The sequence below is a fragment of the Streptomyces sp. NPDC006309 genome (assembly GCF_040613095.1).
GTDB lineage: Bacteria > Actinomycetota > Actinomycetes > Streptomycetales > Streptomycetaceae > Streptomyces.
In genome coordinates this window covers 67,179-93,527 of record NZ_JBEXRO010000023.1, presented here as the reverse complement: position 1 = coordinate 93,527, position 26,349 = coordinate 67,179, and the positions used below count along the sequence as shown (strand labels likewise).

The window sequence follows — 26,349 nt, the reverse complement described above, 5'->3', positions numbered from 1 at the left end:
TGGCGGCGAAGTGCCGGCGGGCTCGTACACCGGCCTCGTGCTGCGAGCAGAGCGTGCTCACAACGATCATGCTGTTGCATGGACATGGCCGCTCTGTTCCGATGAGACGGTCGTCGGGGCGGCTGATACCGGGGCTGGGAACGCGCACCGGTCCGTGCTGAGGTCGCCCGCAGGAAGTCCGCGCGGATATCGATGTATCCGGAGATGGGTGCGGTGAGCATGCTGGAGGCAATGGTGCCCGGGGCGCAGCAGAGGGCTGGCCGTTGCGGTGGTGCTGCCGGCCCCGACCTCCGCAGTTACCGTGCCGGGCATCGATTCGCGCCTGGGTCGAGTGTTGGTCATGGTGGCGGTCCTCGTCATCGGAGCGGTCACCCCTGCTGGGCAGAGTCCGAGCCTGTCACGGGGCTCCTGAGAGGGGACTGAGGACCGCTCCGGGCGCGGACTTTCGCTTCCAGGTGCCGGCGTACATCTGGACGTCCCCCACATGGGCGCCCCCAAGGTCTACTCCTGCCACATGACGCTGTCGTACTGCCGCGATCCGTTCTGTTGCTTCATCACCAGCCAGGACCTGCGGACCTTCTTCGACTGCCACCGGCGGGCGTTTACGCACATCAAAGGGGGTGCCGATGACGGTCGTCCACGACCGCACTAAGACCGTCGTGCGTCGGCACGTTGCCCCGGCGAGGCGGTCCCGCTGCATCCGGAGGCGGTCGGCTTCGCCGGCCACTACGACTTCGACATCGACGTGTTGGCCGCCTCCGGCCCACGGGCAAGGGCCGGGTCGGACGGCAGGTCCTGATCGTCCGCGATCACGTCCTGTCTGTCTGGACGGGCCTTCTCCTCCGTCGCAGAGAAGGACGCCGCCTTCACAGCCTGGGTGCCTCAGCGGCGGGCCCGGATTCACAAGACGCACCGGGAAGTCATCGGCGAGTGGGCGGCCCGCGACCAAGCGACTCTCAAGCCGCTGCCGCCGAGTCCGTGTCTGGTGGCCGAACGGCATCTGCGGCCGGTCGGCAAGGACTGCCTGGTCGCCTTTGGCGGCAACCTCCAGTGGCGGCTCACCGCGGCCGTCAGTCCCCTGCTGCCGCCACTGGCCGGCGGGCGGGCAGCGCAGGGCCGACGAGGGGGCCGCGGCGCGGGTCGTTGGAGCGGTCCTCCCCGCGGTCACCAGTAGTGGCGTCGGCCCCCGACGGCGTGCCCCACCGATCCCAGGACCCACAGGATGGCACCGATGACCAGAACGATGACCCCGACCGTCCACAGGATTCCGATGTGGAAGAGGAAGCCAAGGATGAGAAGCAGGACGCCGAGAGCGATCATGATGTCCCTCCAACCTCACCGAGCCAACGGCTCACTTCGGCATATGCCCCGCCAGCGCGACTGTAAGCCCCTCAACACGTTGAATCTGCGTGCGCGATGCCGGGGTGACCCGTGAAGGAAGGACAACCGCCCGGGTGAGCGAGCGTCGACGGACTCCCGGGGCCAGCCCAGGCACACAGCCACCGACGCAGGAACACCGCACACGGTGAGAAGCAGGAGTGCCGTGGCTGTATGGCTGCGGTTATGGCAGGCCCGCGGTGCCCCGATCACCAGCAGCGGCCGAAGGAGGCAGAACTGCTTTCGATGCCTGAGGACGAGGTGTGCTGCAACAGCGACCGCGTGGCCGTCTGGGCAGAGTGGTCCGAGCCGCGAAAGATCGTCCGCCAGTTGGCGACTGGGGGCCGGCGCGTCACCCGTGCGTTGGACAGTCCTCGTGGTCCGCCTGGTCAGCCCGCACCTGGTGCCTTGACGGGATTCCGCGGGCTCCCGGTGGGCGGTGGCCGGGTCAGGCCAGGTAACCACTGTCGACGCCGACCTGCCCGATGGCCCGTCGGCGTCCCTCAACGATGGGCTGTGGCCGGCCTCTACCTCACTCAGCCCTTTACGCGGTCCGTTGACATCGGGCATGCCAGGAGAAGCAGGCAGCCAACCGTCCGCCGACCGGCCCACACCACCCGACGGCCGCTGGCGGTCCCCGGGTTGTGTGGGCCGGCAGCGGCCGGTATTCGCTGGCGGCCCTGTCCTGCCGTGGAGTTCAGGTCCTCACCGAACGGTGACGGTCACTGTGCGGGAATGAGCGGAACCGGACGACACGCGGTAGTGCTGCGTGTCCTTGCCGCTCGGGCGCGTGCTGAGGGCGTAAATGCCGCCCTTCTTGACCTGGGTGCTGACGTGCAGCGTGGTCCACGTGCCCTTCTTCTCCCGCTGCAGCATGACCGAAGCACCAGTTTTGATGCCGGTGGTACGTCCGGTGAAGACGACCTTGTGTCCGGCCGTCACGGTCGTCGGCTTGGCCGTGACGGTGATCGAGGCGGCCTTGGTGGTCGGCATCGGAGTGGGCGCTGAGCCCGCGGCGACGGCGCCGGCCGCTCCACCCGCGAGCAACCCTGCCGACAGGACCCCGGCGGCTACGGCCCGGATGCCCCGGCTGCGGAAACTACTGTTCATTGCGGCTCCCGTCGGGTTGAGGGATGTTCCCCCGCCACACGCATGTCCTTCGGGACGATCGTCTTCAAGGCCAGGCTCCCCGATCCCATCCCACTCGGCCTCCCGGAGTAGGTGTGAAACGTTCCAGAACCAGCGAAGGGTTATGCAAAAGCACTGGTAGGAGGCGTGCGAGGGGGCAGGACCAAACCCTCGCTTCTTACCGAGTTCTAGCCTGTGAACTCCGTAGCTGTGCCCGTGATGCGGGGCTCTCCCACGGGGAGGCTGGTGCCAGGTCCGAACCCCGCGTGATCGTCTACCCGCCGTCCGAGACCGGTGGCCCCGGGGTGCGCATCAACGACCAAATTCTCGGCACCGCCTACCAGCCTTCACGACCTCACAGCGTTCGCCGGCCTGACCGGCTGGACGGGCCGGATGTCGCCGAGTCGGGTCTGATCGAGTGGCATGAAGGCGGGCCAGAGGCATGGGAAGGCTGAGCACACAAGCGCCCGTCCGAAACGGCGCTGACCCGCCCGCCGGGCTGAGCGGCAAGCGTGAAGCTGCGCAGCAAGCAGACTGCTTGGGGTCGTGTCCCGGACTGTGGTGGTAGCAGCAATCACGGCGAAGACGCAGGTCACGAGTACCCGATCGGCTTGGACGACGCCCTGCTTGCCTGACTGCTCATCAGGTGGTGGGGCTTGGTCGAGACGGTCTGCGCGGAGCCCGAGACTCTGGCCTCAGAGAAAGGCGGCGTCAGCTTGAATCGGGCCACGACGAACACCGCGGCGGCGAGCAGCACGGCCAGCAGCACACCGCCCGGGGCGGGCTTCGCATGCTGGGACATCAGGTGCCAGTACGTCCTTGGGCGTGCACGGCTCGCGCCCGACGCCGACGTTCTGGTCGCACGGCTCGGGCTTGGGTCGTGGCAGGTTCCGGGAGTGGGTCTCCGGCAGGGAGACAGGGATGGCAGTGCTGCGTGGAGGCCGGCGCCGACGGCGGTGGGTGGTCCCCTTGGAACTTGGCTGTGATGGGATGCTGCGGTTGACCAACAGGAGTACGTCGCGGGTTGCCCGAGGAGGGTGACGTCGGCGGAGATCGTGCAGACCGGTGCGGCACTGTTCCCCTTCATCGCGTAGAACGTCCGGCAGCGTTCCGGCCGGACAGCAAAGACGGGGCCCGGCGACCGGATCATCCGTTGCAGGAGCTCGGCAGTCCCGCTGAGCATCTGACGAACGCATGTCGCTTCCACGATCGGCCGGGCTTGATGCGGCGGAATCGGGTGAGGGACGTGCGCTGGGGGATAGCCGTCGGATCATGCCGAGGCGCCGAGAGCGGGGGCATGCGTATGAGCAAGCGTGCCATAGCGGCGCACCAGGCTGAGACCAGCAGGACCTGTGCGCGTTCGGGCAGGCCTATCCAGCGTATCCCCGTGAGCGCCATGGCGATCTCCAGGGCTCCGAGTGCGGCGGTGGCGACGCCTGCGGTGAGACTCCACCAGGCGGAGCGGCGGTGGCCGGTGCACCGAAGGACCTTGCTCAGCAGGACCATGGCGAGTATCGCGCCGGTGAATTCCGCCAGACTCGACAGGGTGTGGATCTGGCCGATCTGCTGGTCCAGGTCGGCGCTGTCGGTGGCGCGGCAGACCGGGTCGAGGGACGGGGCGCAGGGCATGGGCCACACACCGTCACCGATCGAGGCCGCCGCGGTGACGGCCAGAGCCACGCATCCACTCGTTCGCCGGCGAGTGGCGGGTAGCTGCCGGGCGAGGGCCATGGCCAAGGCCAGGAGGCCGCAGCCTGCGGTGATGTCGCCCGCGCGGAAGAGGAACGCGTACGGCCTGTCGGTCACGGACAGTTCGCTGACGTAGGAATGCAGCGGGCTGAGGCCCGTGTGGAGGAAGGCTTCCAGCACGAACGAGCTGTAGGCGAGCGCGCCCATCATGCCGAGGACGGCGCCGAGCCGGAAGGCGTGGGTCCGGAGGGGGATGTGCGTTCTTGTTGTGGTTCCCATGGCTCACCCACCCGAGTCATGCGGTCGGGGTGGGAGGGAGGGCACGGGCACCGGGAGGTGGTCGCCGAGCCAGTCGAACGCGGCCGGGCATGCCTTGGACCACACGCTGAAGTTGTGTCCGCCTGCCGGGGACTCACCTGTGGTGAGGGCAACGCGGCCCCGGGCAGCGGCCTTGAGATGCTCGATGGCGCGCTGTGCCCCGGGATCGGCCCGTCCCGCCACGACGTACAGAGGCACGTCGATGTGCCGGTGGGCGGCCTGCCACTGCGGGGTGTTCCACTGCCGCACGCCGCGCCTGCCCCGGTACAGGTCCCCGGTGGAGGCGTCGGTGACCGGGGTGAAGTATCCGGACAGAGCAGCGGCGGCCACGTACCGTGACGGGTGGTGGAAGGCGACGTTGACGGCGCAGAACCCGCCGGTGGAGTACCCCAGGACCGCCCAGCTCCGGGGCACGTCCGAGACCCGGTAGCGGGCCGCCAGCTGCGCCGGTACGTCCACCGCCAGATACGTCTCGTTGCGTCGGCCGAGCACCGCGTCCACGCACTCGCCGTCGTGCCCGGGGTCGCTGTCCGTCGGGACGACCACGATCACCGGCGGTATGCAGCGCGCGGCGATCTCCCGGTCCAGCAAGGCGGTCAGGTCCAGGTGGTGCTGCCAGGCGTCGGGCCCGCCCGGGTAACCGTGGAACAGCTCGATCACCGGGAAGCGGCTGCGGGCAGCAGCCGGGGACACATATACGGCCGGAAGGTAGACCAAGGCGTCGCGCGAGATACCGGAGACGGAACCGGCCAGCCGAACGTGCTCGACCCGTCCGTGCGCCGACGCGGCGGGCGGCCCGTCGGCACCGGCGGAGCAGGACTTCACCGTGACGGGCGGCAGCCGGCCGAGAAGGTCGTCGAACGAGGCGTAGAAACCCAACTCGCGGTTGACGACATCCGCCGCCAGGACAGTCCCCGCCACCATCAGGAGCAACAAGCACCCCAGCCGCAGCACCAGCGCCCAGCCCGTCGGCCAGCGGTTCCACATCATCATCGTCGCGGTGATCAACGCGACCGAGATCGCGCACAGCAGACCCAGGAACGGCCAGCCGGTCAGCGCCAGCACCCCGGCGGCGCGGAACGGCTCGGCTCTGGTCATGGGTCCGACACGGCCGGAAGCCGGACCGAGTTCAGTCTTGGCGTGCCAGGAGGGCGGCCGTGGGGGCACCGTCCCGAGGCCGTGGTGGTCGGGCACCGATCGGTACAGTCGACGCCGCTGGACCGGGGCTCATCCACCGGCAGGCACAAGTGACATGCCCCATCGGCGCCCGCCGGGTGCACGAACAGCTGGTTCCTCACGGCACCCCCTTTTTTCCGACCGCAGGGCCTCACCGGTGGAGCCCATGCGCTTGTGGGTGCAAGCGGACGGCTGGGCGATCCCGGACGGCCGGGTTCGTACGGGCGTGGACCACTCGGACCGCCGCCACGGGCCCGTGGTGGTCGCCCCGTTGGGCGACGGATTTGGCCCCCTGCGGCGTGCACGCCCCACAAGGTCGATGTCGCCCCTCCAGGTTTGCCCAGGATCGTCCGCGCGGCGACTCGGAAGTGGCCGGAAGCGTGCAGAGGAGTACAAACTTTGCGTAAGGCTGCAGGTCACCTGGGCGGGACTCCACATATTCGGTCCTTACCTTGCCTGCTTTCGCCGCCCGGCGGTGCTCGCCTCCATGGTGGGGCCACGCGTCAAGAGTCGCGCGTCAGCCAGGTCGAGGCGGATGGCCATCCAGCGGCTTGCCTTGGAGGAGGTCGTCCACCGGGAGATCGGTGCGGGGCCGACGTTCACGGACCGTCCCGATCGCGCCACCAGGGCTGCTGTCGACTCGGCACCGTGTCCACTCCGCCAGCCCGGTGATGGCGGCGAGCGTGGTAGCGATGGCGACGCGCCACGAGCATGCACACGGGAACATGAACGCGTCCTGACCGCGTCGCGGCACAACTCGCCCCGCTCGTCGCGTACGGGGATCATGCTGCCATGCACACTCACACGGCGCACAGGGCCCTGAACACGGCCATCACCGTCATACCGGCGCTTCGGCCCGGCCCAGCCCCTCGAAACGGAAGAACGCCATCATGACCACCCCGGCCGTTGCCCGTTCCGCCGCTGCTGCCGAGCGTGCGACGGACTGGCTGCGGCGACGCCTCGGACGGGCCGTCGTCGTCTCCTACCTCGCCGCGCTGCTGGTGCCCGGGCCGGGCCTCTGGTTACGTCACCCGCACACATCGCCCCACACCGGCCTGACCCTGCACACCGCCTCACTGCTGCTCAGCCTGCTGCTGTTCTCAGCCGGGCTCCAGGTCCCCGTCAACGCGCTGGGACAGCTGCTGCGGCGCCCGCGAGCTCTGCTCGCGGGACTGACGCTGCACATCGCGGCGCCGCTGCTGATCATCCCGGCGGTGGCGTTTCTGCTGCAGCACTCGCCCGATTCGGACGGCGGCAGTGGGCTGGTCACCGCGATGATCCTGATCGTGGCGATGCCGGTGGCGGCCGGGGCGACGGTATGGACCGGCAAGGGCCACGGCGACCAGCCGACCATGGTCGGCCTCGTGATCGCCTCCACCCTGATCAGCCCGCTCACCATCCCGGCCGTCGTGGGTCTGCTGACGCCGCTGCTCAACACCGGCTACGCGGACGTTCTGGGCGCAGCCGGGCCCACCCTGAACGGCGGTTTCGCGCTCACCGGTGTGGTGTTGCCGTGCTCGGCGGGCATCGCGGCCCGGCTCCTGCTGTCCGAGCGACTACTGAACCGGGCGCAACGCGTCATCGTGCCGGTGGCCATGGCGGGCTCGCTGGCCCTGACGTACACCAACGCCAGCGGCGCCCTGGGCTCCTTCGTGACCCACCCACGTCCGCAGCTGCTGGCCGCGGCCCTGATGGTAGCGAGCCTTGTGTGCGCGCTGTCCTTCACGGTGGGCCGGACGGCGGCACGCCTCCTGCGTCTGGACGCGCCCGCCGCCTCGTCCCTCACGCTGGCGTGCGGGATGAACAACAGCAGCGCCAGTGCGGTGCTGATCAGCACGGCTCTGCCCGACAAGCCGCATCTGCTGCTGCCGGTCCTGGCGTACGGGCTGATCCAGAAGACGGCCGCGAGCCGGATCGTCAGGGCGGCCCGCTCTCAGCGCCCGCCCTGCCCGGTGCCGTCCTGAGGGTTGGTTCCCTCCCGGCGTACGGGCACCAGCAGCGTGAACCTGGTGGGCGCGGCGCGTGCCAGGAAGAGGCGCCCACCGAGGGAGACGGCGAGGTCGCGGGCGAGGGCGAGGCCGATGCCGGCGCCGGGCCCGGCACTGGAGTGGCCGCGCTCGAACAGCCGTACGCTGTCGCCGTTCACGGTGCCCTCGTCGGTGATGTCGAAGGCGAGGGCGTCGTCGAGGTCCCGGACGGTGACGCGCACGGTGCCGCGTCCATGGACGCGGGCGTTGTCCAGCAGGACATCGAGGATCTCGGTGACCGGCCCGCCCGGGACGCGTACGTCGTCCGGCACGTCCTGGACGGCGACCTCCAGCCGTCTGCCGTCGCGGGCGAGCAGTCCGTGCCACCGTCCCTCGGCGTGTACGAACAGCTCCCGCACCGGCCGGTCCGGCGCGACGGGCCGGGGCAGACCGGCCGGGTGCGACAGCCGGAGCACCTCCTCCACCGTCTCGTGCAGCCGGCGCGTGGCTTCCAGGGCCTCCTCAAGCGCCGGCCGAAGGTCGTCCTGGGCCAGTCCAGCCTCCAGAGTGAGCTGGAGCCCGGTGAGCGGGGTGCGCAGCTGGTGGGAGGCGTTGGCGGTGAAGTCCCGCGCGTGGCGCAGGAGTTCGGTCAGGCTGTGCAGCATGTCATTGTGGGTGCGGGAGACCTGGTCGATCTCGGCGATGGTGCTGGGCGCGGCCCGCGCGGTCAGATCGCCCGCGGCCACCGCGCGGCAGTGGCGCGAGAGGTCCTCCAGCGGTGCGGCCAGCGCCCGCGCCTGCCGGCGGGCGACGAGGACGGCGACGGTGAGCGCGACCGCGGCCACGCCGGCCAGGACCGCCCAGCCGGCGAGCACACGGCCTCTCACATCCGCGACGGGCGAGGAGGCGCGGACGACGCCGATGACCTGCTCGGCGTGCGAGACGGGCACGGCGGCGACCAGCTCGCCGCCTGACGAGTCCCTGGTCACCTTGCCGGCCAGGGCCCGGCCGACCGCGTCGTCACCGGTGCGGGGCCCGGTTCCGGTGTGCAGCCGCAGCCGCAGATCGTACAGGCCCAGGCGCTGCCCGGACGCGACCGCCGGCAGCTCCGCCGGGTCGCCCCTGGTGTAGTCCGGGTTCACCCGGACGGCGGCGGCCAGCGCCGCCCGCTCCAGCGCGTCCCGCTGGCCCGCGTACAGGGAGGACCTGATCGCCAGGGCCAGGGGCACGGCGAGGAGGCCGAGGGCGACCAGCACGGCAGTCAGGGCCACCCGCACCACACGCTGTCTCATGCCCTCATCATGCGGGCCGCCCGCCAGACCGTAGCGGACCCGGCACACCCTTTTGCCGTCGTCTAACCGTCGGCGCGCCGGCCGTTAACCGGCTCCCTCCTAGCGTCGAGGGTGACCGTCGGGTCCCAGGCAGTCCGTGGAGGGCAGTGGCCATGACACATGTACGCAAGTCCGTCGTCGTCGGAGTCGGGCTGGTGCTCGCCGCGGCGGTGACCGCCGGGTGTTCCGGCGCCGCATCGCACTCCGGCTCGGGCTCGTCGTCGACGACGCACACGAGCGGTTCCACACCCGCCGGCGGGGCGCCCACGGAGTCCAATCCGCCCGGCGACATCCCAGACAACCAGGCATATGTGGCCTTCCAGCCCTCCAGTGGCTTCACCGGCTTCACGGTGAAGGTGCCCGAAGGCTGGGCCCGTACGGCGAAGGGCACCACCACGGTGTTCGCGGACAAGCTCAACCGCGTCCAGGTCTCCACCGTGTCCACCTCGGCAGCGCCCACCGCGGGTTCGGTCAACAACACGGTCGTCCCCCGACTGCGCTCCCAGGTGACGAAGTTCGCCAACCCGAAGGTGACCAACGTCAAGCGGAAGGCTGGCACCGTCGTGCTCCTGACCTACCGGGGCGACTCCGCCCCTGACCCGGTGACCGGCAAGGTCGTGCGGGACGCGTTCGAGCGGTACGCCTTCTACCGGCAGGGCCATGAGGTGGATCTCACGCTGTCCGGTCCGGTGAACGCCGACAACGTGGACCCGTGGCGCCTCGTCAGTAACTCCTTCGCGTGGCGGTGAGCGGCATGACCGAACGGTCGTACGACGACGCTCTCACCGCCCGCGAGCTCTACCGTTTCTTCCGGGCCGGCGAGGAGGAGACACTCGCGCTGCGCGGGGTGTCACTGAAAGTGGCGCGCGGCGAGACCGTCGCCGTGGTCGGTCCGTCCGGGGCCGGCAAGTCCACGCTCCTGGCCTGCCTTGCCGGCCTCGACGAGCCCTCCGGCGGCGACGTGCACGTGGACGGGGTGCGCATCAGCCACCGGCCCGAGACCGAGCGGGCCCGGCTGCGGGCCCGGCACATCGGCGTCCTGCTGCAGACCCGCAACCTGCTGCCCCATCTGAGCGTGCGCGACAACGTGCGCCTCGCTCAGGGCGCCGTTCGCGGCCGGCCCGCAGCCTCCGCGGAGGCGCTGCTGGACCAGGTGGGGCTGGCGGGACGCCGGCACGCGCTGCCGAGGCAGCTGTCCGGCGGCGAGACGGCCCGCGCCGGGCTCGCCGTGGCACTGGCCAACTCGCCCGCCGTGCTGCTCGCGGACGAGCCGACCGGCGAACTCGACGGCGGCACCGAGCGGCTGGTCCTGCAGATGTTGCGCGACCGCGCCGAAGACGGCTGTGCGGTCCTGATCGTCACGCACAGCGCGGAGGCGGTACGGATAGCCGACCGGGTGATCACCCTCAACGACGGGCGGGCGACGGAGGCCACCGGCAGGGGCGCGGGGGTCTGCGGCCCGGACCTCGCGGAGGTGCGCCATGTCTCCGGCTGACGTGCTGATCGACTGCCAGGACGCCGCCCTCACCTTCGGCCGTGGCCCGAACGCGGTCGTCGCCGTGCACGGCGCCGGGCTGAGGATCCAGGCCGGGGCCCGGCTCGCGATCGTCGGCCCCTCCGGGTCGGGCAAGTCCTCGCTGCTGCACCTGCTCGCGGGTCTGGAACAGCCCACCAGCGGCACCGTGACCTGGCCCGGCCTGAGTGGGCTGCAGGACATCGGGCTGGTCTTCCAGGGCGACAGCCTCATCCCGGCGCTCGACGTCGTCGAGAACACCGCACTGCCACTGGTGCTCAGCGGGACGCCCGAGGACCGGGCGCGCGAGGCGGCCCTGGGCGCGCTCGCCCTCGTGGACGCGGCGGACCTGGCCGACCGGCTGCCGGAGGAGATCTCCGGTGGACAGGCCCAACGCGTCGCCTGCGCCCGGGTGCTGGCGCAGGCCCCGCAGGTGATCCTGGCCGACGAGCCCACCGGCCGCCTCGACCACACCACCGGCGGGCGGGTCCTGGACGCGCTGCTGACCGCTGCCGACGAGATCGGCGCGGCCCTCGTCGTCACCACCCACGACCCGGCCATCGCCGCCCGCCTCACCGTCCGGCGCGCCATGCGCGACGGACGGCTGACGTCCACGGGCCCTGTCGACGCCGACCACGGGGTTACCGACGGCGTGGACGCGGACACCGCCCACAGTCCGGGAGACCTCTCATGATCAGCTCATGGGCGAGCGGACTCGCCCGCCACCGCACCGGCCGGCTCATCGCCGCCATGACCGGCATCGCGCTCGCCGTCGCGCTCGTCGCCGCGCTCGGCTCCTTCCTGACCGCCTCCAAGGCGACCATGACGCAGCGTGCCGTGCGCTCGGTCGCCGTGGACTGGCAGGTCGAGGTGCAGTCCGGCGCCGACCCGAACGCGGCACTGTCACTGGTGCGCAAGACGCCCGGCGTACGCTCGGCCGTCCCGGTCGGCTTCGCGCACACCAGCGGCTTCACGGCGACCGCGCAGGGCAGCACCCAGACCACCGGCCCCGGCCTGGTCCTCGGCCTCCCCGACAACTACCGCTCCCTCTTCCCCGGCGAGATCCGCCCCCTCACCGGCAGCCCCGACGGCGTGCTCCTGGCCCAGCAGACCGCCTCGAACCTACACGCGGCCCCCGGTTCCACCGTCGTCGTCCGGCTGCCCGGAACGACGGGCGTACGCCAGGTCCGCGTGGACGGCGTGGTCGACCTCCCCCAGGCCGACTCACTGTTCCAGAAGGTCGGCGCGCCCACCCAGTCCCAGCCCACCGCTCCGCCCGACAACGTGCTGCTCCTGCCCGCCGCCCGGTTCGCCTCCCTGACCCGCGGCGCCACCTCCGTCACCACGCAGATCCACGTCGCCCGCGCCCCGGCCCTGCCCCACGACCCGGCCGCCGCGTTCACCCAGGTGACCGGCGCCGCCCACAACCTGGAAGCCAAAGGCGCCGGCTCGGTGCTCGTCGGCGACAACCTGGGCGCCGCCCTCGACTCCGCCCGCCAGGACGCCCTGTACGCGCAGATCCTCTTCCTCTTCCTCGGTGTGCCCGGCGCCCTTCTCGCCGCCGCGCTGACCGCCGCGGTCGCCGGTGCCGGCGGTGAACGGCGCCGCCAGGAGCAGGCGTTGCTGCGCCTGCGCGGCCTCGCGCCCCGGCGGATCGTGGCCCTGGCGGGTCTGGAGGCAGCGCTCGTCGGCGTCACCGGCGGACTCGTCGGCCTCGGCATCGCGGCCCTGACCGGCAGGCTCGCCTTCGGCACGGCATCCTTCGGCGCGAGCGCCGGTACCTGGGCCCTGTGGTACGTCATCGCCTTCATCCTCGGAGCCATGGTCGCCGCGGGCGCGGTACTCGCCCCCGCCGTGCGCGACCTGCGCACCGTGACGGTCGCCGACACCCGCAGGACCGCGCGCCGCACCGCCTCGCCCTGGTGGATGCGGATCGGCCTGGACGTCATGCTGCTGATCGGCTCGTGGCTGATCTTCCGCGCCTCCTCCGGCAACCAGTACGCCCTCGTCCTCGCCCCCGAAGGCGTGCCCACCCTCTCCGTGTCGTACTGGGCGTTCCTGGGCCCCGCGCTGCTGTGGATCGGAGCCGCCCTGCTGCTGTGGCGACTCACGCTCCTGGCGCTCGCGCACGGCCGCTCCGTCCTGGCCCGGCTCGCGCGTCCCCTGACGGCGACACTCGCAGGGACGACGGCGGCCGTCCTCGCCCGGCGCCGCCGCCCCCTGGCGCGTTCGATGGTCCTGCTCGCGCTCGCGGTCTCGTTCGCCGTGTCCACGTCGGTCTTCAACTCCACCTACCAGCAGCAGGCAGAGGTGGACGCGCGACTGACGAACGGCGCCGACGTCACGGTCACCGAGCCTCCCGGGGCGCAGGCTGCCCCGAGCGCGGCCGGTGCCCTGAAGGTCTCCGGTGTCCGCCATGTCGAGCCGCTCCAGCACCGGTTCGCCTACGTCGGCTCCGACCTCCAGGATCTCTACGGTGTCCGCCCGGACACCATCGCCTCAGCGACCTCGCTCCAAGACACGTACTTCTCGGGAGGCACCGCCCGGCAGCTCATGCAGAAGCTCGCCCAACGTCCCGACAACCTCTTGGTCAGCTCCGAGACCGTGAAGGACTTCCAGCTCTCCCCCGGCGACACGCTCAACCTGCGCGTCCAGGACGCCACGACGAAAGCGCTGCGGACAGTGCCGTTCCATTACGCCGGGATCGTCAAGGAGTTTCCGACCGCGCCCAAGGACAGCTTCTTCGTCGCCAACGCCTCCTACATCGCCAAGTCGACCGGAAGCGCCGCGGTCGGCGCCTTCCTCATCGACACCGGCGGCAGCAACCAGAAGGCCGTGGCCGCGCAGCTGCGCGGGCAACTGGGCACCAGTGCCGCCGTCACCGACCTCACGCAGACCCGGGGCACCGTCGGCACCAGCCTGACCTCGGTCGACCTGGCCGGCCTGACCCGGATCGAGCTCGCCTTCGCAGTGCTGCTCGCCGCCGGGGCCGGCGGCCTGGTCCTCGCCCTCGGACTCGCCGAACGCCGCCGCACCTTCGCCATCACCACTGTGCTCGGCGCCACCCGCCGCCACCTGCGCGGCATGGTCCTCACGGAGGCGATCGTGCTGACGGCCGGCGGCCTGGCAGGCGGCGCGCTCATCGGCTGGGCGCTGTCCGAGATGCTCGTCAAGGTCCTCACCGGCGTCTTCGACCCGCCCCCGGCCGCCCTCGCGGTGCCAGGCGGCTACCTGACGCTCACCGCGGCCGCCGCCGTGGCCGCCGTGCTCGCCGCCGCCCTCAACGGCGTGCGACGGGCCCGGCGTCCCGCCGTCGAGGAACTGCGCGACCTGTGAACCCACCGAGCGGCCCCGAGACCCGTACGCTGCCGACCATGCGCACAACGGCAGCACCGGACCGGGGCCGTTTTGTCGTCCTCGTCGTCGAGGACGACGACACCATCGGCCGCCACCTGATTACCGGTCTGCGCAGCAGCGGCTACGCGCCCACCTGGAGCCGCACGGGCGCGGGAGCACTCACCGAGGCCGGCCAGGCGCCGTACGACGTGCTGCTCCTGGACCTCGGCCTGCCCGACATGGACGGCCTGGACGTCGCCCGCATTCTGCGCGCCCGCTTCCCCGACCTGCTGATCATCATCCTCACCGCCCGCACCGACGACATCGACGTCATCGCCGGCCTGGACGCCGGCGCCGACGACTACCTCGTCAAACCCTTCAGCCTGACCGTCCTCCTCGCCCGGCTCCGCGCGCACCTGCGCCGCCGGACCCTCGCCTCCCCGCCACCGGCACCGGTCACGCTCGGCGACCTCGTCCTTGACGAGACCGGCCGACGCTGCACCCTCCACGGCACCGACGTCCCCCTGCGCCCCAAGGAGTTCGAACTGCTCACCCTGCTCGCCCGGCACGCCGGCCAGGCCGTCTCCCGCGAGACGCTGATGGCGGAGGTCTGGGACGAGAACTGGTTCGGCCCCACCAAGACCCTGGACGTCACCATGGCCGGCCTGCGCCGCCGCCTGGCCGCAGCGGCGAAGTCGTCCCCGCGCCCGGCACGCCTGCCGCAGATCACCACCCTGCGGGGCCACGGCTACCGGCTGGAACAGGAGCCCGAGTAGCTCGCGGCCTCTGAGTCCACCATCTGACCGCCGACGGCTGCATCGCCAAGGCTTCCTCCGGCGGCGAGTGCGCCGGCAGGAGCCCCGTCGACCGGGCCGAACTCGCCGTCAACCTCTCCCGCATCCGATGACCCGCTGGCGGCCACTCTTAGGTATTCAGTCAATAGTGGCGCCACGAGGAGCCAAGTCGGGTACGAGAGGAGGGTGTTGCCTATCCGGCCGGGGCGGGGAGAGACTGCTTGCGAGCCGAGAGTAGGTGCGCCCGTGGCAGCAGCCGAACCGGAGTACGTCGCCTGGTTGGCCGAGAGGCAGCTGGCCCGAGCCTGGCCGACCATCCGGGCGACCTGCCTGTACACCACCGCGAACGCCAACGGAGTCCGCAACAACCTCCGGTTCTCGCACTCCCCTTGGGGTGAGAGCAGGTGGCGCACGTACCACCCCGCGGACGTCGCCCGGGTGGCCGGGGCGATCGCCGACGGCACCGCGGAGATCCAGCCGCACTGGCGGAACGACACCCCCGAGGCCAAGCTGCTCGATCAGCGCCTCCGCAGGAAGAACCTGCCCGGTGCCATCGGGTGCGCCCTGCTCGTCGCCGTCCCGTTGGCGATCATCGTCATTCTCCTGGTCATCTCCTGGAACGGCTCCGGATCGTCTTCGCCCTCCTACTGGCACTGACCCGCGAAGAGCCCGCTCGGTCGAGATCCGCTTCGCCGCCCTCCGCGAACAGCTCCGAGTGCGCCTGGCGAGCAGCAGGCAGCCCTCGCCGTTGGCCTTGACGCCCAGGCGCTCCCGCCTCCGTCAGCTCGCGCCTGACCTTGGCCGGGACTTGCCACCAGCGAACCGGGCGGGATCTGCATGCCCTGCGGCACCACCGCGCCGGCCGCTATCAGCGAACCGGCGCCCATCCCGACCAGCACGTCGCCCTCGATCGTGCAGCGGTGCAGTACCGCCGCCCCGGGCCAGCTACCTCGCCACTCCCGCGATCGGCCGGTTTCGACCCCTGCGGATCTCGGGCAAGCCGCTCGGCGCGCTGCCGCTCACCTGACTTTTCACCACCAAGCTAGAGCCCGACGCCCCGGCTCTCGGGTCCGCCGGCCTCCGCCCGACGGAGCCGCGATCGTGGAGGCAGATCCAGGCCACCAACGAGGTGCACACGCGGTAGGACCCGCCGCCGACAGCGGCCGACCGAACTCCCGCACGTTCTACCTACCCAGCTGCCTCACCTACTGGCGGACGCACTGAGCGGCGTTACCTGCTGAGCACAGGCACCCACCAGGAGATGGCCAGGCGGCTGACCCGGCGCAAACCGTGGTTCTCGGGGTGCGGGGGACGCCGACGGCTGTGACCGCATGGATGACGGAGATGACCCGAACGAGCGAGGACGGAGGCGGGCACCGTGATCGTGGCGCGTTCCTCGCTCCTGCGGGAGCTGGTCGAACGGTGCGAATCGCTCAGGCTGCGCTTGCATCCGGCGGGCGCGCGAAGGCCGCACGTCGGCTTGAAGACGCCACATACACACTTTGAGTGGTCACGGGCACCCGTCAGCTGGACACAGCCCTGTATATGGCCCGCCGACAGACAGCCGGCGCCATGACACGGCACGGTCCCCTTCATCGCTGAGCAGCGAGGGGGCGGGTGCTCGGGTTCCCAACGGACCGAGCCTCTGTGTTACCCATCCACACCGAACTCGGCTGCCCCCATCCTCGCCAGCACGCACGGGCTCCCGGCCCGGGATGCGGGCGTACCGCCACGGGCGGAGGCTGGTGCCATGTCCGAGCCGCGTGATCGTCTGCCCGCCGTCCGAGACCGGTAAGGGGTGCATCGACGACCGGCGTCCGGGCACCGCGTACAGCCTTCACGACCTGACGGTATGGAAAGGAGCTGCTGCCGCCGCCCTGCTGGACAGCACGCTGGTCCGGCAGCGTGCCAGGGCGATGACGGCCTGCACGTGTTCGCAGCCGTCGCCGCGTTTCTGCGGGTTGTTGGTCCCGGCTGGGGCCGTCGCGGAAAAGTCCCGCTCGCATCCCCAGGAAGCGGCCGCCGACCGGGGACCTCCGCCACTCATGCGTGCAGGAGCGCGCGAGGCCGTCGAGTGCGCTCCGCAGAACGGAGCCGTCCTCATCGGTCACCCAGGCCACGAGGCTTTGGCGCGGCCTTCGCGGCAGCGGGGTCGCGGTCAGGAGTCGACGCAGCGCGTCCTGGCTCAGTGCGGCAAACAGAGGGCTGGCCCAGCGGCGTGGCGTCAGGCTGGTGAGGAAGGCAACGGGCCCGGCCAAGATCACGGAGCCGGTCGCGGCTACCAGGCGCCGGCCCAGAGCAGCGACCGCCACGGCGGCCACCGTGCTGCGACAGTCAGGGCTCGGGCTTGGCACTTGCCGTGTCCGCCCCCGAGAGGCCACGAGCTGCTGACCGCGATGTGTTCGGACGTCGCCGCCCACCCCTGTTCATCCTCTCCCGCGTCTGAGCCTGCGTGTGGCATGGAATCGGCTCGTGATCGGCGAGATTCCGGCGGACGAGCACGGCAATCGCCTGCGTCTGGTGAGGTTTCCTAGGGAATATGACCGCGCCATTCCGCTGCTGGCCACTCCCTGCGCCTCGCTCAGCGGTCAGCGCGGTGGGGGCCCGGCGTCCGATCCCTCAAACTGGTGCGCCTCTGCTGGCAGTTGATCCACCACTTCGGGGCAGTCAATCGGCAATGTTCCGCCACTTGCCCGAGATCGGCCGCCCCGGCGCAGAGGACATGTCGGGGCGGCCGTCGTCTCGGTTGGTCAGCCGAGCGAGGTGAGGAGCGTGTTGAGCGCCTTGGCCTCGGTGGCCTTGTCGGGGTTCGGGGCGCGCAGTGCCTTCAGGACCTGGTCGATCTCGCTGTCGAGGAAGTGCCACGCCTTCTCGCTCTTGGGCTCGAGGGTGGGCTGGGCATCGTCCCAAGCGGTCTCCAGGTCGGCCACTCGCGTGGTCGCAGCTCGCTGATTGCCAGAATTGAGCCTTGCCAGGGTGTCCGCCGTGATCGTGCGCAACTTCGCGATCTCAGCCGGAGGGAAAGGTGACGTCGCCTCCTTCGGAGTGAGATGGGTGGTCACAGGCGCAGGGGTTTCACCCTCGCTGGACGCGACCGCGTGGGGCTGGTTGTGCGCCCAGATGAGAAGCGCCGCTGTTGCGACCGCTACAACGGCGTAGTAACCGAGCATGATTCGCTCACGCGCCGGGTTCAGCATTCGTGAGGTATCGGTCAGGTCCTGTGACTCGATGACATCGCTCCGGCTGAGCGTGAGGTACACGACCGTAGCAAGGATTGTGGCCAGGAAGATCACGCTGGTCACCGCGGTGCCGAGACCCAGACCGCCGTCGCCGCTGGGCGAGCCGAGCCAGTCGCCGATATTGGCGCCGAGCGGACGAGTGAGGATGTAGGCCAGCCAGAAGGAGAGCACCGCATTGGCGCCGAGGCGCCATCCAAGGATGATCGCGACGATCAACCCGAGAGGCAGGAGCACGGAGACGCCCGGGGTCCAGCCGGTCAGGTCCAGGGTCCAGTCGCCGGTGGCGGTGCCGAGGGCGAAAGTGACCAGGACGGCAAGCCAGTAGAAGAGCTCACGGGGACGGGTGGTGATGCTGTGGACCGACAGGGTCCGCTCGCGCGCATACCAGATCCCGAAGACAACGGCGAGGACGCCGGCGAACACGCTACTGCTCAGTGCGAGGGGAACGCCCTGGCTGTCGGTGAGGATGTCGGTGTAGAGAGTGCCGGTCACACTCACCACCACGACGGTGAGCCAGTACACGAACGGAATGTAGCGTTTGGCGCTGAGTTGCCACCCGAGGACACCTGCCATGACAACGGTGAAGATCAACGCGGTGTTGACCAGGCCGACACCAAGGTTCATGTTGATCCAGTCAGCGAAGCTCTCGCCGACCGTGGTGCACAGAATCTTGATGATCCAGAACCAGATCGTGACCTCGGGGACCTTGTTCAGCATCTGCCCGGAAGGCGTCCGAAGGCTTTCGGTGGAGCGCCGGTGAGAGGCCGCGCCGGCCGGCTGCTCGCCGTCTCGCTGCTGGTCCACTCGCTGGGCGCCTGCCCCTGGAGCCACCGGACTGTCAGACGTTTCATAGGTCATGCTGCCCGACTGTGCCATCGAGAACCTGAACGTATCCTGACTGCCACCGTCACTCGCTCCGCTCTGCCGCATGAGCGACATGGCGCCATGCACACACATCTTCCCCGCGCGGCGCCTGTCCGTCTCGCCCCAGTTCAGAAGCAGGAACGAGACGGCCTTGCCTCTCCTACCACTACCCCAGCCCGTTCCGGCCGGGATTGCCTGGCTCTGGTGCCGATGGGCCGCGCCCTCGTGGCTTTACCCCTCGGGCCCACGCTAGCCCTCCAGCCGAGAAGACGGTTCCGCAAGGACGCCGTGCTGATCGTGGACGGCTCCCTGGTCCCCACCCGCGACCACACCGTCGTCGAGCAGTCGAAGAACTACCGCTGCTCGACCAACCACCAGATCGTCATCGACGCCGACGCCCGGCTCTTCGTCGCCGTCGGCCGCCCGTTGCCCGGTAACCGCAAACTGCAAGGCGTGGGAACTGTCCGGCGCGAGGGCCGCCGTCGGCAAGACGATGGTCATCGCGGACGGCGGCTACCGCGGCACCGGTCTGGTCGTCCCGCACCGTCGAGAATGCGGCCAGGCCGGACCCGCTGACTGGAAAGAGGAATACAACGCCCCTCACCGCAAAGTCCGCGCCCGCGTCGAGCACGCCTTCACCCGCATGAAGACCTGGAAGATCCAGCGTCACTGCCGCCTCAAAAGCGACGGCGTCCACCACGCCATGCTCGGCATAGCCCGCCTGCACAACCTCACCCTCACCGGATGAAAGGAAAACAAGCAGGTCAATCAGCATGCTCCAGCGCATTTACGGGACAACGTCTAGCGAAACCTTGGCCCGGAAATGCCCCGGAACTGCTGATCAGACCTGAGATACGGGTGGGAGGTATCGGGAGTAAGGGCGTGTTTCGACTCGCTGCTTAGATGTGCGCCGAGAAGAGCGCCTGCCGGGCATCTGCCCTGGCCAGGCGCCCTTTTCCTGCGTCTAGAAGAAGCCCAGCTTCTTCGGCGAGTACGACACCAGAAGGTTCTTCGTCTGCTGGTAGTGCTCCAGCATCATCTTGTGTGTCTCGCGGCCGATCCCGGACTGCTTGTAGCCGCCGAAGGCCGCGTGTGCGGGATAGGCGTGGTAGCAGTTGGTCCATACCCGGCCCGCCTGGATCGCCCGGCCCGCGCGGTAGGCGGTGTTGAGGTCCCGGGTCCACACGCCCGCCCCCAGGCCGTACAGCGTGTCGTTGGCTGTCTTGATCGCGTCGTCGAAGCCGTCGAACGAGGCCACCGACACGACCGGGCCGAAGATCTCCTCCTGGAAGATCCGCATCCGGTTGTCGCCCTCGAAGATGGTCGGCTGGACGTAGTAACCGCCCTGCAACTCGCCGTCGTACCGCACCCGCTCCCCACCCGTCAGGACCTTCGCCCCTTCCTGCCGGCCGATGTCAAGATAGGAGAGGATCTTCTCCAGCTGGTCGTTGGACGCCTGGGCGCCGATCATCGTCTCGGTGTCGAGCGGGTGCCCGGGGGTGATCCGCCGGGTGCGCTCGACCGCCGCCTCCAGGAACTCCGCGTAGTGGCCGCGCTGGATGAGGGCCCTGGACGGGCAGGTGCAGACCTCGCCCTGGTTCAGGGCGAACATGGTGAAGCCCTCGAGCGCCTTGTCCCGGAAGTCGTCGTCGTGCGCCCACACGTCGTCGAAGAAGATGTTGGGTGACTTCCCGCCGAGTTCGAGGGTGACCGGCTTGATGTTCTCGGAGGCGTATTGCATGATCAGCCGCCCGGTCGTGGTCTCTCCGGTGAACGCGACCTTCGCCACCCGCGGGCTCGAGGCCAGCGGCTTGCCCGCCTCCACACCGAAGCCGTTGACGATGTTCAGCACGCCCGGCGGCAACAGGTCCGCGACCAGGCTCAGCCAGTAGTGGATGGAGGCCGGAGTCTGCTCGGCCGGCTTGAGGACGACCGTGTTCCCCGCGGCCAGCGCCGGCGCGAGCTTCCACGTCGCCATCAGGATGGGGAAGTTCCACGGGATGATCTGCGCGACGACCCCGAGCGGCTCGTGGAAGTGGTACGCCACCGTGTCGTCGTCGATCTCGCCCAGCGAGCCCTCCTGCGCCCGGATCGCCCCGGCGAAGTAGCGGAAGTGGTCGATCGCGAGCGGGATGTCCGCGGCCAGCGTCTCGCGCACCGGCTTGCCGTTCTCCCAGCTCTCGGCCACCGCCAACGGCTCAAGGTACGCCTCCATCCGGTCGGCGATCTTCAGCAGGATGTCGGAGCGCTCCGCGACCGGAGTACGGCCCCACCCGGGCGCCGCCGCGTGCGCCGCGTCCAGCGCCCGCTCGACGTCCTCCGCGGTACCACGCGCGATCTCGGTGAAGGGCTGCCCGTTGACCGGCGACGGATTCTCGAAGTACCTCCCCCGTGACGGCGGCACGTAGGCACCGCCGATGAAGTGGTCGTACCGTGCCTGGTACGAGACGATCGCACCTTCCGTGCCCGGCGCCGCGTAACGAGTCATCTGCTCTGTGCCTCCCGCTACCGCGCTGCCCGCCGTCGGGCAGCTCTGGCGCGAGGCTAGGCAGGGGGACGTTGCAAGTACGTTGCGCCGCGGGTCCGCCCCGCTGCCCGGACGACCGGCGCCGTCAGCTCGGCCTCCAGTGCCGCGAGCCGGGCGCGCACCGGCGCCGTGGGACGCACCGCGGCGAGGGCCCGCCACACCTCGACGTCGTCCTCGCCCCACGGCGCGTGCGTCCACTGCGCCAGCAGGTCCGGGTCGCGGTGCGCGATCAGCGCCGCGCGCAGTGCGCCGGCGAGCCGTTCCCGCAGCCGGGCGATCGCCGGGGACCGTGAGCCGGGCAGCAAGGGACCGGTGTACGCCTCCGCCGCCGCGGTGAGCGCACCCGTCTCCAGCCGCCGCTCGACCACGGTGGCGTCCGACTCGACCGCGGCCGTCAGCCGGTACGGCCGCGAGGCGAGTACCTCCGGACTCAGCAGCCTGCGCAGCCGCGCCAGTTCGGCGCGCAGCGTCACCGGGGTCACCGATTCGTCGGCGTACAGCGCACACAGCAGCTCGTCACCGCTCAACCCTGCCGGGTGCCGGGTGAGCAGCACGAGTATCTCGCTGTGCCGGCGGCTGAGCTTGATCCGCCGGCCGTCCAGCACGAGTCCGGCCTCGTCCCGGCCCAGCGCGGTCAGCACCGCTGCCTCCTCGGGACGTGCCGGGGTGAGCAGCGCGAGCTGTGCCTCGGCGGCCCGCGCCACCGCCTGCACGAAGCCGAGGCTGTGCGGATGGGCCAGCCCGTCACCGCCGGTGATGTCCACGGCGCCCAGTACCCGTCCGGTGCGCGGATCGTGCACCGGGGCGGCCGCGCACGTCCACGGCTGCACCCGCCGGATGAAGTGCTCCGCCGCGAAGACCTGCACCGGCCGGTCGACGGCCACCGCCGTGCCCGGCGCGTTGGTGCCGACCGCGCTCTCCGACCACCGCGCCCCCGGCACGAAGTTCATCCCGTCCGCCCGTCGCCGGGTCGCCGGATGCCCCTCCACCCACAGCAGTCTGCCGTGCGCGTCGCACACCGCCAGCAGGTGCTCTCCGTCGGCCGCGAACGTGCCCATCAGCTCCCGGAACAGGGGCATCACCCGGGCCAGCGGATGCTCCGCGCGGTAGGAGCCGAGGTCGCCGCCGGTCAGCTCCACACCGGCGGTGCCGTCCGGCCCGACGCCGGCCCGTGCGCTGCGCCGCCACGACTCCGCCACCACGGGCCGCACCGGGCGCGGCACCGTGCCCACCGAGGTGAACGTCTCGTGCGCCCGGCGCAGCACCCGGACGCGCTCGGCGGGGTCGGCCCCCGGCTCCAGGGCCACCCACGGATCGGTCACTGGGCCTCCCTGGCCGGTGAAACGGCGATGATGTGGCGGACACAGACCACTGTGCGACGACCGTCCGGTGTCGGCTAGGCGAAATTGACCATTCTGATGTAGCGCACCCAGTCCCAGTTCGGCCCAGGGTCGGTGTGGTCGGTGCCGGGCACCTGGTAGTGGCCGATGATGTGTTGTCTGTCCCGGGGGATGCCGTACTTCGCGCAGATCGCCGCCGTGAGTTTCGCCGACTCCGCGTAGAGGGCGTTGGTGAAGTATCCGGGCTGGTCGACCCAGCCCTCGTGCTCGATGCCGATACTGCGTGTGTTGTAGGTCCAGTTGCCCGCGTGCCAGGCGATGTCGGCCTCGCGCACACACTGGGCGACGTGCCCGTCCGCCGAGCGCACCAGGTAATGCGCGGAGACCTGCCTCTGCGGATCGTTGAAGATCGCCAGCGTGTCGTTGTACGTCTCCTGCGTGACGTGGATGATCACACGGTCGATCGCGTAACTGGCGGGGCGGGTGGACAGCGTGTAGTTCGAGGCGCCGGCCGGCTGCCATTCAGCGGGCGGATAGTCGACGGCCGCGGTCTGCGCACTCGCGAGCGGGTCGGAAAGCAGCGCGTAGGGGACGGCGGCGAGTGCCGCGCCCTTCAGCAGCCGGCGCCGGCTGAGCCGGGGTCTGACTCGGTCCATGTCCATCGGGGAACGCCTTTCGGAGGTCTGGGGGTACGACGGGGACGTCAGAGGCGCAGGATCCGCGCGGTGTCCCGCAGCCGTGCGTGCACGCCGCGGTACGTCTCGCGCGCGGGCAGCCACTCCTTGCGGAGCTTGGCCACACACGTGTAGTTCGTGTCGCACACGTTGGCCAACGGTGACTCGACCGTCTGCGTGGCGAATTGGTACGCGTCCAGCTCACTGAACCCGTAGTCGCGCACCAGCCACCGCACCAGGTCGAGCTGCGATATCCGGAACGCGTCCTCCAGCGGGCGGGTGGACCCGGTCGAGATGATGTGCGTGTCGGACTCCAGCCGGGGCCACGGTGTGGCGACGTCCTTGAGGAGGTCCACGACCACCACCGTGCGCATCGCGCACTCCACGGCCACGCCGCAGGTCTCGCCCTCGCCCTGCCGGGCGTGCCCGTCGCCCAGACTGAGCAGGGCCCCTTCGACGTTGACGCCCAGATAGCAGGTGACGCCGGCCCGCATCTCGGGCGTGTCCATGTTCCCGCCGTGGGCGTCGGGGACCAGAGCCGAGCGCACCTCCAGGTTCGCGGGGGCCACGCCCACCGTTCCGTGCATGGGGTCCAGGGGCAGCTCCAGCCGGATGTCGTTGTCCTGGGCCTGGAAGAGGGCGGTGCGCTTGTCCCGGTCCAGTTGCCAGATCCAGACCCGCTCCGGCAGCGGAGGCTGGAGGGTGGCTGTGGTGTGCGTGGAGGTGAGCGCGCCGAAGAGGGGGACGGTCGTCGACGCCGCCCAGTCGCGGGCCGGTTCGATCGACACGAAGTGCACGGCCACGGTGTCACCGGGCTCGGCGCCCTCGACATGGAAGGGACCCGTCTGCGGATTGAGGTAAGGGAACTCGCACACCTTCGACACGAGGTCTTTCCCGGAGCGGACCCGGCCGGCGAAGCAGTCCTCCGTGTACAGGTCGAGGACCGTACCGGGGGCGATCCGCGCCACGGGCGCCGCTCCACCGAAGGTCCAGGCGTACTGGTCCGGTTCCGGGCGCACGGTGAGGATCCGGGGGTCGGTCATCGTGGCAGGACTCCCTTCTGGAGGGCGGTCGTCAGGCTCGGGGCCGGGTGGCCGGAGCCGCGGTACCTCGGTCCGGGGGAGGCACGGCATCGCCTCGGCCGGGTGCCGCTGTCCCTGGGGTGAGGGGCCGTCAGCGGGGCACGGTGCCGTCGTGCTGGTGGCCGGTGGGGTCGTACTCGTCGAGATGCACCCGAGCGGTCTCGGCTATCCGCTCAGGGTGTCGCCGTATCAGGATGAGCAGTACCACCACGCCCACGGCCATCCACACGCCGACGACCGGACCGGCATAGGACACCGGGGCCGTCAACGGGGTCACGAAGTCGAACACCGGGAGGCCGGCGGCCGTCAGCAGCGCGGGGACGAACGCGACGATGCCGAGCGCCGGGAACACCAGGTGCCGTACCGGTCTGAGAGTGGGCCGGCGGGACCGCAGGAAGTGCCCGGCGCAGGAGAGGTTCACCACGATGTAGACGCCGACGACGACTGTGACGATCACGGTGGCGAGGAGCAGGAACGCGGTGACGGGGTCGTAGCCGAAACCGAGCCCCAGTACCGCTGTGACCGCCACGGCGGTCTGCACCGCGATGCCGGCCACGGGGGACCGGTGCCGGGGATGGAGTGTGGCGAGGAGCCGGGGGAGGACGCGGATACGGGCCAGGGCGAAGGCGGTGCGGGTCGAGACGTTCGCGCACGCGTTGGCGTTGGCGATCGTGGAGTTGACCACGGCGAGGAACACCAGCACCCAGAAGAGGCCGTACGACGCCCGGGCGACCCCTTCCCAGGACGCGCCGCCCGAGGCGCCGAACGTCGCGAAGCGGTCGGGGCCGAAGGAGACGGTCATCGCGTAGGTCGTCAGGACGTAGAACACACCGATGCCAAGAGCCGCTCCGAGGACCGCGCGGTGCATCGTGCGCCGGGGGTCGCGCGTCTCCTCGGCGAGCGGCGCCGCCGCCTCGAAACCGGAGAAGGCCAGCACCGTGTACACGGACCCGGCGAACACGCCGGCGGCCCCCGGGTAACCGTCGGCGGTGTGGGACGTACCGAACACCGACAGCGTGTTGGCGCTGCCCGCCCTGCCGATCAGCAACAGCGCGAACACCAGGAAGACCACGATCTCGAAGACGCCGAGGACAGTGCCGAAGCGGGCCGAGGCGCGGACACCTAGATAGCCGGCGGCGGCGATCACCACCGTCCCCGCCAGCGACCAGGGCCACCACAGGTCCGCCGGATACCAGGACCATTCCGCGTGCAGCGTGCCCGCTGCCGTGAAGCCCAGTTGCAGGAGCAGCAGTGGCGGGACCAGCATTTCGACGAAGACGTAGGCCCAGCCGACGAGGAAGCCGACGGCCGGATGCAGACCGCGCGCCGCGTAGGTCGCCACCGAGCCCGCCGCGGGCAACTCCCGCGCCAGCTCCGCCACGCACGATGCGGTGAAGAGGCAGGCCACGAGGGCGACCAGCACCGCCAGCGGCAGACTCCCGCCCGCGAAGGCCGCGCCGGACGGGATCGACGCGGCCACCGCGGCGGCCGGCGCCATCGCCGTGACGCTCTGGAACAGGACTTCGCGCAGACCGATGGCGTCACGCCGCAATGTCCCGGTCGGCTCCCCGTGCATGTGTCCCCCGATACGTGTCGGTCCGCTGCCACCTGCTGCCCGCGTGTTCCTCTCATCGCACGGACGCCCGGCCGGACGTGACGGTCCGTCGGCTGCGTCTCACGTGAATCACGGTACGACTCGGCCCGGTCGCGCAGAAGAGTCCGCCACGGTTCCGTGGACAACGCGTGGCATGTGGAAAACCCGACCACTCGATCGGGCGATGACGGGGTGTCCGGGGAAGCCGGCGCCGCTGTGTGCATCCGCGGCACGTCCACCCGTGATCCACGCCGTGCAGCAGGAACTGGGTGCCTATGCGGACGCCGGTCTCCTCGGGCGTACCACTGCGCGCCGCCGGCCAGGCATCCTCACCGTGGTCCCGCCTCACGCCGGACAGCCGCCATCGCCCGGCGCGGGGCGGCCAGGGCTGGACGAGCGC

The 26,349-nt window shown here is 70.6% G+C and carries 20 protein-coding genes and 4 pseudogenes; 11 read left to right on the top strand and 13 right to left on the bottom strand.

From position 1 onward, the window contains the following. Positions 1-475 precede the first annotated feature (475 nt). A pseudogene (locus tag ABZ117_RS26370) lies at positions 476-1,048 on the top strand (IS21 family transposase); the annotation flags it as partial. A gap of 116 nt (positions 1,049-1,164) precedes the next feature. On the opposite strand, the gene ABZ117_RS26365 reads toward ABZ117_RS26370, so the two are convergent. Beyond that, positions 1,165-1,320, bottom strand: coding sequence for a DUF6131 family protein (locus tag ABZ117_RS26365; RefSeq protein ID WP_356824272.1), 156 nt, complete (start codon positions 1,318-1,320; stop codon positions 1,165-1,167). 762 nt (positions 1,321-2,082) lie between these two features. Next, complete coding sequence (locus ABZ117_RS26360; RefSeq protein ID WP_356824271.1) at positions 2,083-2,370, bottom strand: hypothetical protein; 288 nt, start codon at positions 2,368-2,370, stop codon at positions 2,083-2,085. A gap of 401 nt (positions 2,371-2,771) precedes the next feature. Here ABZ117_RS26360 and ABZ117_RS26355 point away from each other — a divergent pair, with 401 nt between their 5' ends. Further along, positions 2,772-2,960: a hypothetical protein gene (locus ABZ117_RS26355; protein WP_356824270.1), complete on the top strand. Its 189-nt coding sequence runs from the start codon at positions 2,772-2,774 to the stop codon at positions 2,958-2,960. A 137-nt stretch (positions 2,961-3,097) separates the two neighbouring features. Here the strand turns inward: ABZ117_RS26355 and ABZ117_RS26350 are convergent, their stop codons facing one another. The 3 genes from ABZ117_RS26350 to ABZ117_RS26340 all read right to left on the bottom strand — a co-directional run bounded on the left by ABZ117_RS26350 (position 3,098) and on the right by ABZ117_RS26340 (position 5,610). Then, a complete protein-coding gene (locus ABZ117_RS26350) occupies positions 3,098-3,307 on the bottom strand; it encodes a hypothetical protein (protein WP_356824269.1) in 210 nt (69 codons plus the stop codon). Positions 3,308-3,651: 344 nt separating this feature from the next. Further along, positions 3,652-4,473 (bottom strand): DUF998 domain-containing protein, encoded by an 822-nt coding sequence (locus tag ABZ117_RS26345; protein ID WP_356824268.1) that lies wholly within the window; start codon positions 4,471-4,473, stop codon positions 3,652-3,654. A 3-nt stretch (positions 4,474-4,476) separates the two neighbouring features. Then, positions 4,477-5,610, bottom strand: coding sequence for an alpha/beta hydrolase-fold protein (locus ABZ117_RS26340; RefSeq protein ID WP_356824267.1), 1,134 nt, complete (start codon positions 5,608-5,610; stop codon positions 4,477-4,479). Positions 5,611-6,578: 968 nt separating this feature from the next. Between ABZ117_RS26340 and ABZ117_RS26335 the strand changes: the two genes are divergently transcribed. Further along, positions 6,579-7,652, top strand: a complete 1,074-nt coding sequence (locus ABZ117_RS26335) for a sodium-dependent transporter (RefSeq protein WP_356824266.1) — start codon at positions 6,579-6,581, stop codon at positions 7,650-7,652. Here the strand turns inward: ABZ117_RS26335 and ABZ117_RS26330 are convergent. Beyond that, positions 7,622-8,947, bottom strand: a complete 1,326-nt coding sequence (locus ABZ117_RS26330) for a HAMP domain-containing sensor histidine kinase (RefSeq protein WP_356824265.1) — start codon at positions 8,945-8,947, stop codon at positions 7,622-7,624. The genes ABZ117_RS26335 and ABZ117_RS26330 overlap by 31 nt on opposite strands. 152 nt (positions 8,948-9,099) lie before the next feature. Here ABZ117_RS26330 and ABZ117_RS26325 point away from each other — a divergent pair, with 152 nt between their 5' ends. The 7 genes and pseudogenes from ABZ117_RS26325 (at position 9,100) to ABZ117_RS26295 (ending at position 15,286) form a co-directional block, all read left to right on the top strand. Continuing rightward, complete coding sequence (locus ABZ117_RS26325) at positions 9,100-9,735, top strand: hypothetical protein (RefSeq protein WP_356824264.1); 636 nt, start codon at positions 9,100-9,102, stop codon at positions 9,733-9,735. Between the two features lie 5 nt (positions 9,736-9,740). Next, positions 9,741-10,481: an ABC transporter ATP-binding protein gene (locus ABZ117_RS26320; RefSeq protein WP_356824263.1), complete on the top strand. Its 741-nt coding sequence runs from the start codon at positions 9,741-9,743 to the stop codon at positions 10,479-10,481. After that, positions 10,468-11,193, top strand: a complete 726-nt coding sequence (locus ABZ117_RS26315; protein WP_356824262.1) for an ATP-binding cassette domain-containing protein — start codon at positions 10,468-10,470, stop codon at positions 11,191-11,193. The genes ABZ117_RS26320 and ABZ117_RS26315 overlap by 14 nt, the downstream gene beginning before the upstream one ends. Beyond that, entirely contained in the window at positions 11,190-13,835 is a 2,646-nt protein-coding gene (locus tag ABZ117_RS26310) for an FtsX-like permease family protein (RefSeq protein ID WP_356824261.1), read from the top strand. The genes ABZ117_RS26315 and ABZ117_RS26310 overlap by 4 nt, the downstream gene beginning before the upstream one ends. Positions 13,836-13,873: 38 nt before the next feature. Next, positions 13,874-14,611, top strand: coding sequence for a response regulator transcription factor (locus ABZ117_RS26305; RefSeq protein ID WP_356824260.1), 738 nt, complete (start codon positions 13,874-13,876; stop codon positions 14,609-14,611). A gap of 5 nt (positions 14,612-14,616) precedes the next feature. Then, positions 14,617-14,712, top strand: a pseudogene (locus ABZ117_RS26300) (IS5/IS1182 family transposase); the annotation flags it as partial. A 163-nt stretch (positions 14,713-14,875) separates the two neighbouring features. Next, positions 14,876-15,286 carry a hypothetical protein gene (locus ABZ117_RS26295; RefSeq protein WP_356824259.1) on the top strand — a complete coding sequence of 137 codons (411 nt, stop codon included), beginning with the start codon at positions 14,876-14,878 and terminating at the stop codon, positions 15,284-15,286. Positions 15,287-15,404: 118 nt separating this feature from the next. Here the strand turns inward: ABZ117_RS26295 and ABZ117_RS26290 are convergent. Continuing rightward, a pseudogene (locus ABZ117_RS26290) lies at positions 15,405-15,561 on the bottom strand (gamma carbonic anhydrase family protein); the annotation flags it as partial. 1,818 nt (positions 15,562-17,379) lie between these two features. Next, entirely contained in the window at positions 17,380-18,726 is a 1,347-nt protein-coding gene (locus ABZ117_RS26285) for a hypothetical protein (protein ID WP_356824258.1), read from the bottom strand. 243 nt (positions 18,727-18,969) lie between these two features. Between ABZ117_RS26285 and ABZ117_RS26280 the strand changes: the two are divergent. After that, positions 18,970-19,480, top strand: a pseudogene (locus ABZ117_RS26280) (transposase); the annotation flags it as partial. A 216-nt stretch (positions 19,481-19,696) separates the two neighbouring features. On the opposite strand, the gene ABZ117_RS26275 reads toward ABZ117_RS26280, so the two are convergent. The 5 genes from ABZ117_RS26275 to ABZ117_RS26255 form a co-directional block, all read right to left on the bottom strand. After that, positions 19,697-21,220, bottom strand: coding sequence for an aldehyde dehydrogenase family protein (locus ABZ117_RS26275; protein WP_356824257.1), 1,524 nt, complete (start codon positions 21,218-21,220; stop codon positions 19,697-19,699). 56 nt (positions 21,221-21,276) lie between these two features. After that, on the bottom strand, positions 21,277-22,581 hold the full coding sequence (locus tag ABZ117_RS26270; protein ID WP_356824256.1) for a GAF domain-containing protein: 1,305 nt from the start codon (positions 22,579-22,581) through the stop codon (positions 21,277-21,279). A gap of 74 nt (positions 22,582-22,655) precedes the next feature. After that, positions 22,656-23,255: an N-acetylmuramoyl-L-alanine amidase gene (locus ABZ117_RS26265; RefSeq protein ID WP_356824255.1), complete on the bottom strand. Its 600-nt coding sequence runs from the start codon at positions 23,253-23,255 to the stop codon at positions 22,656-22,658. Between the two features lie 47 nt (positions 23,256-23,302). Then, a complete protein-coding gene (locus ABZ117_RS26260; RefSeq protein WP_356824254.1) occupies positions 23,303-24,316 on the bottom strand; it encodes an acetamidase/formamidase family protein in 1,014 nt (337 codons plus the stop codon). A gap of 130 nt (positions 24,317-24,446) precedes the next feature. Further along, entirely contained in the window at positions 24,447-25,931 is a 1,485-nt protein-coding gene (locus ABZ117_RS26255; protein WP_356824253.1) for an APC family permease, read from the bottom strand. Positions 25,932-26,349 lie beyond the last annotated feature (418 nt).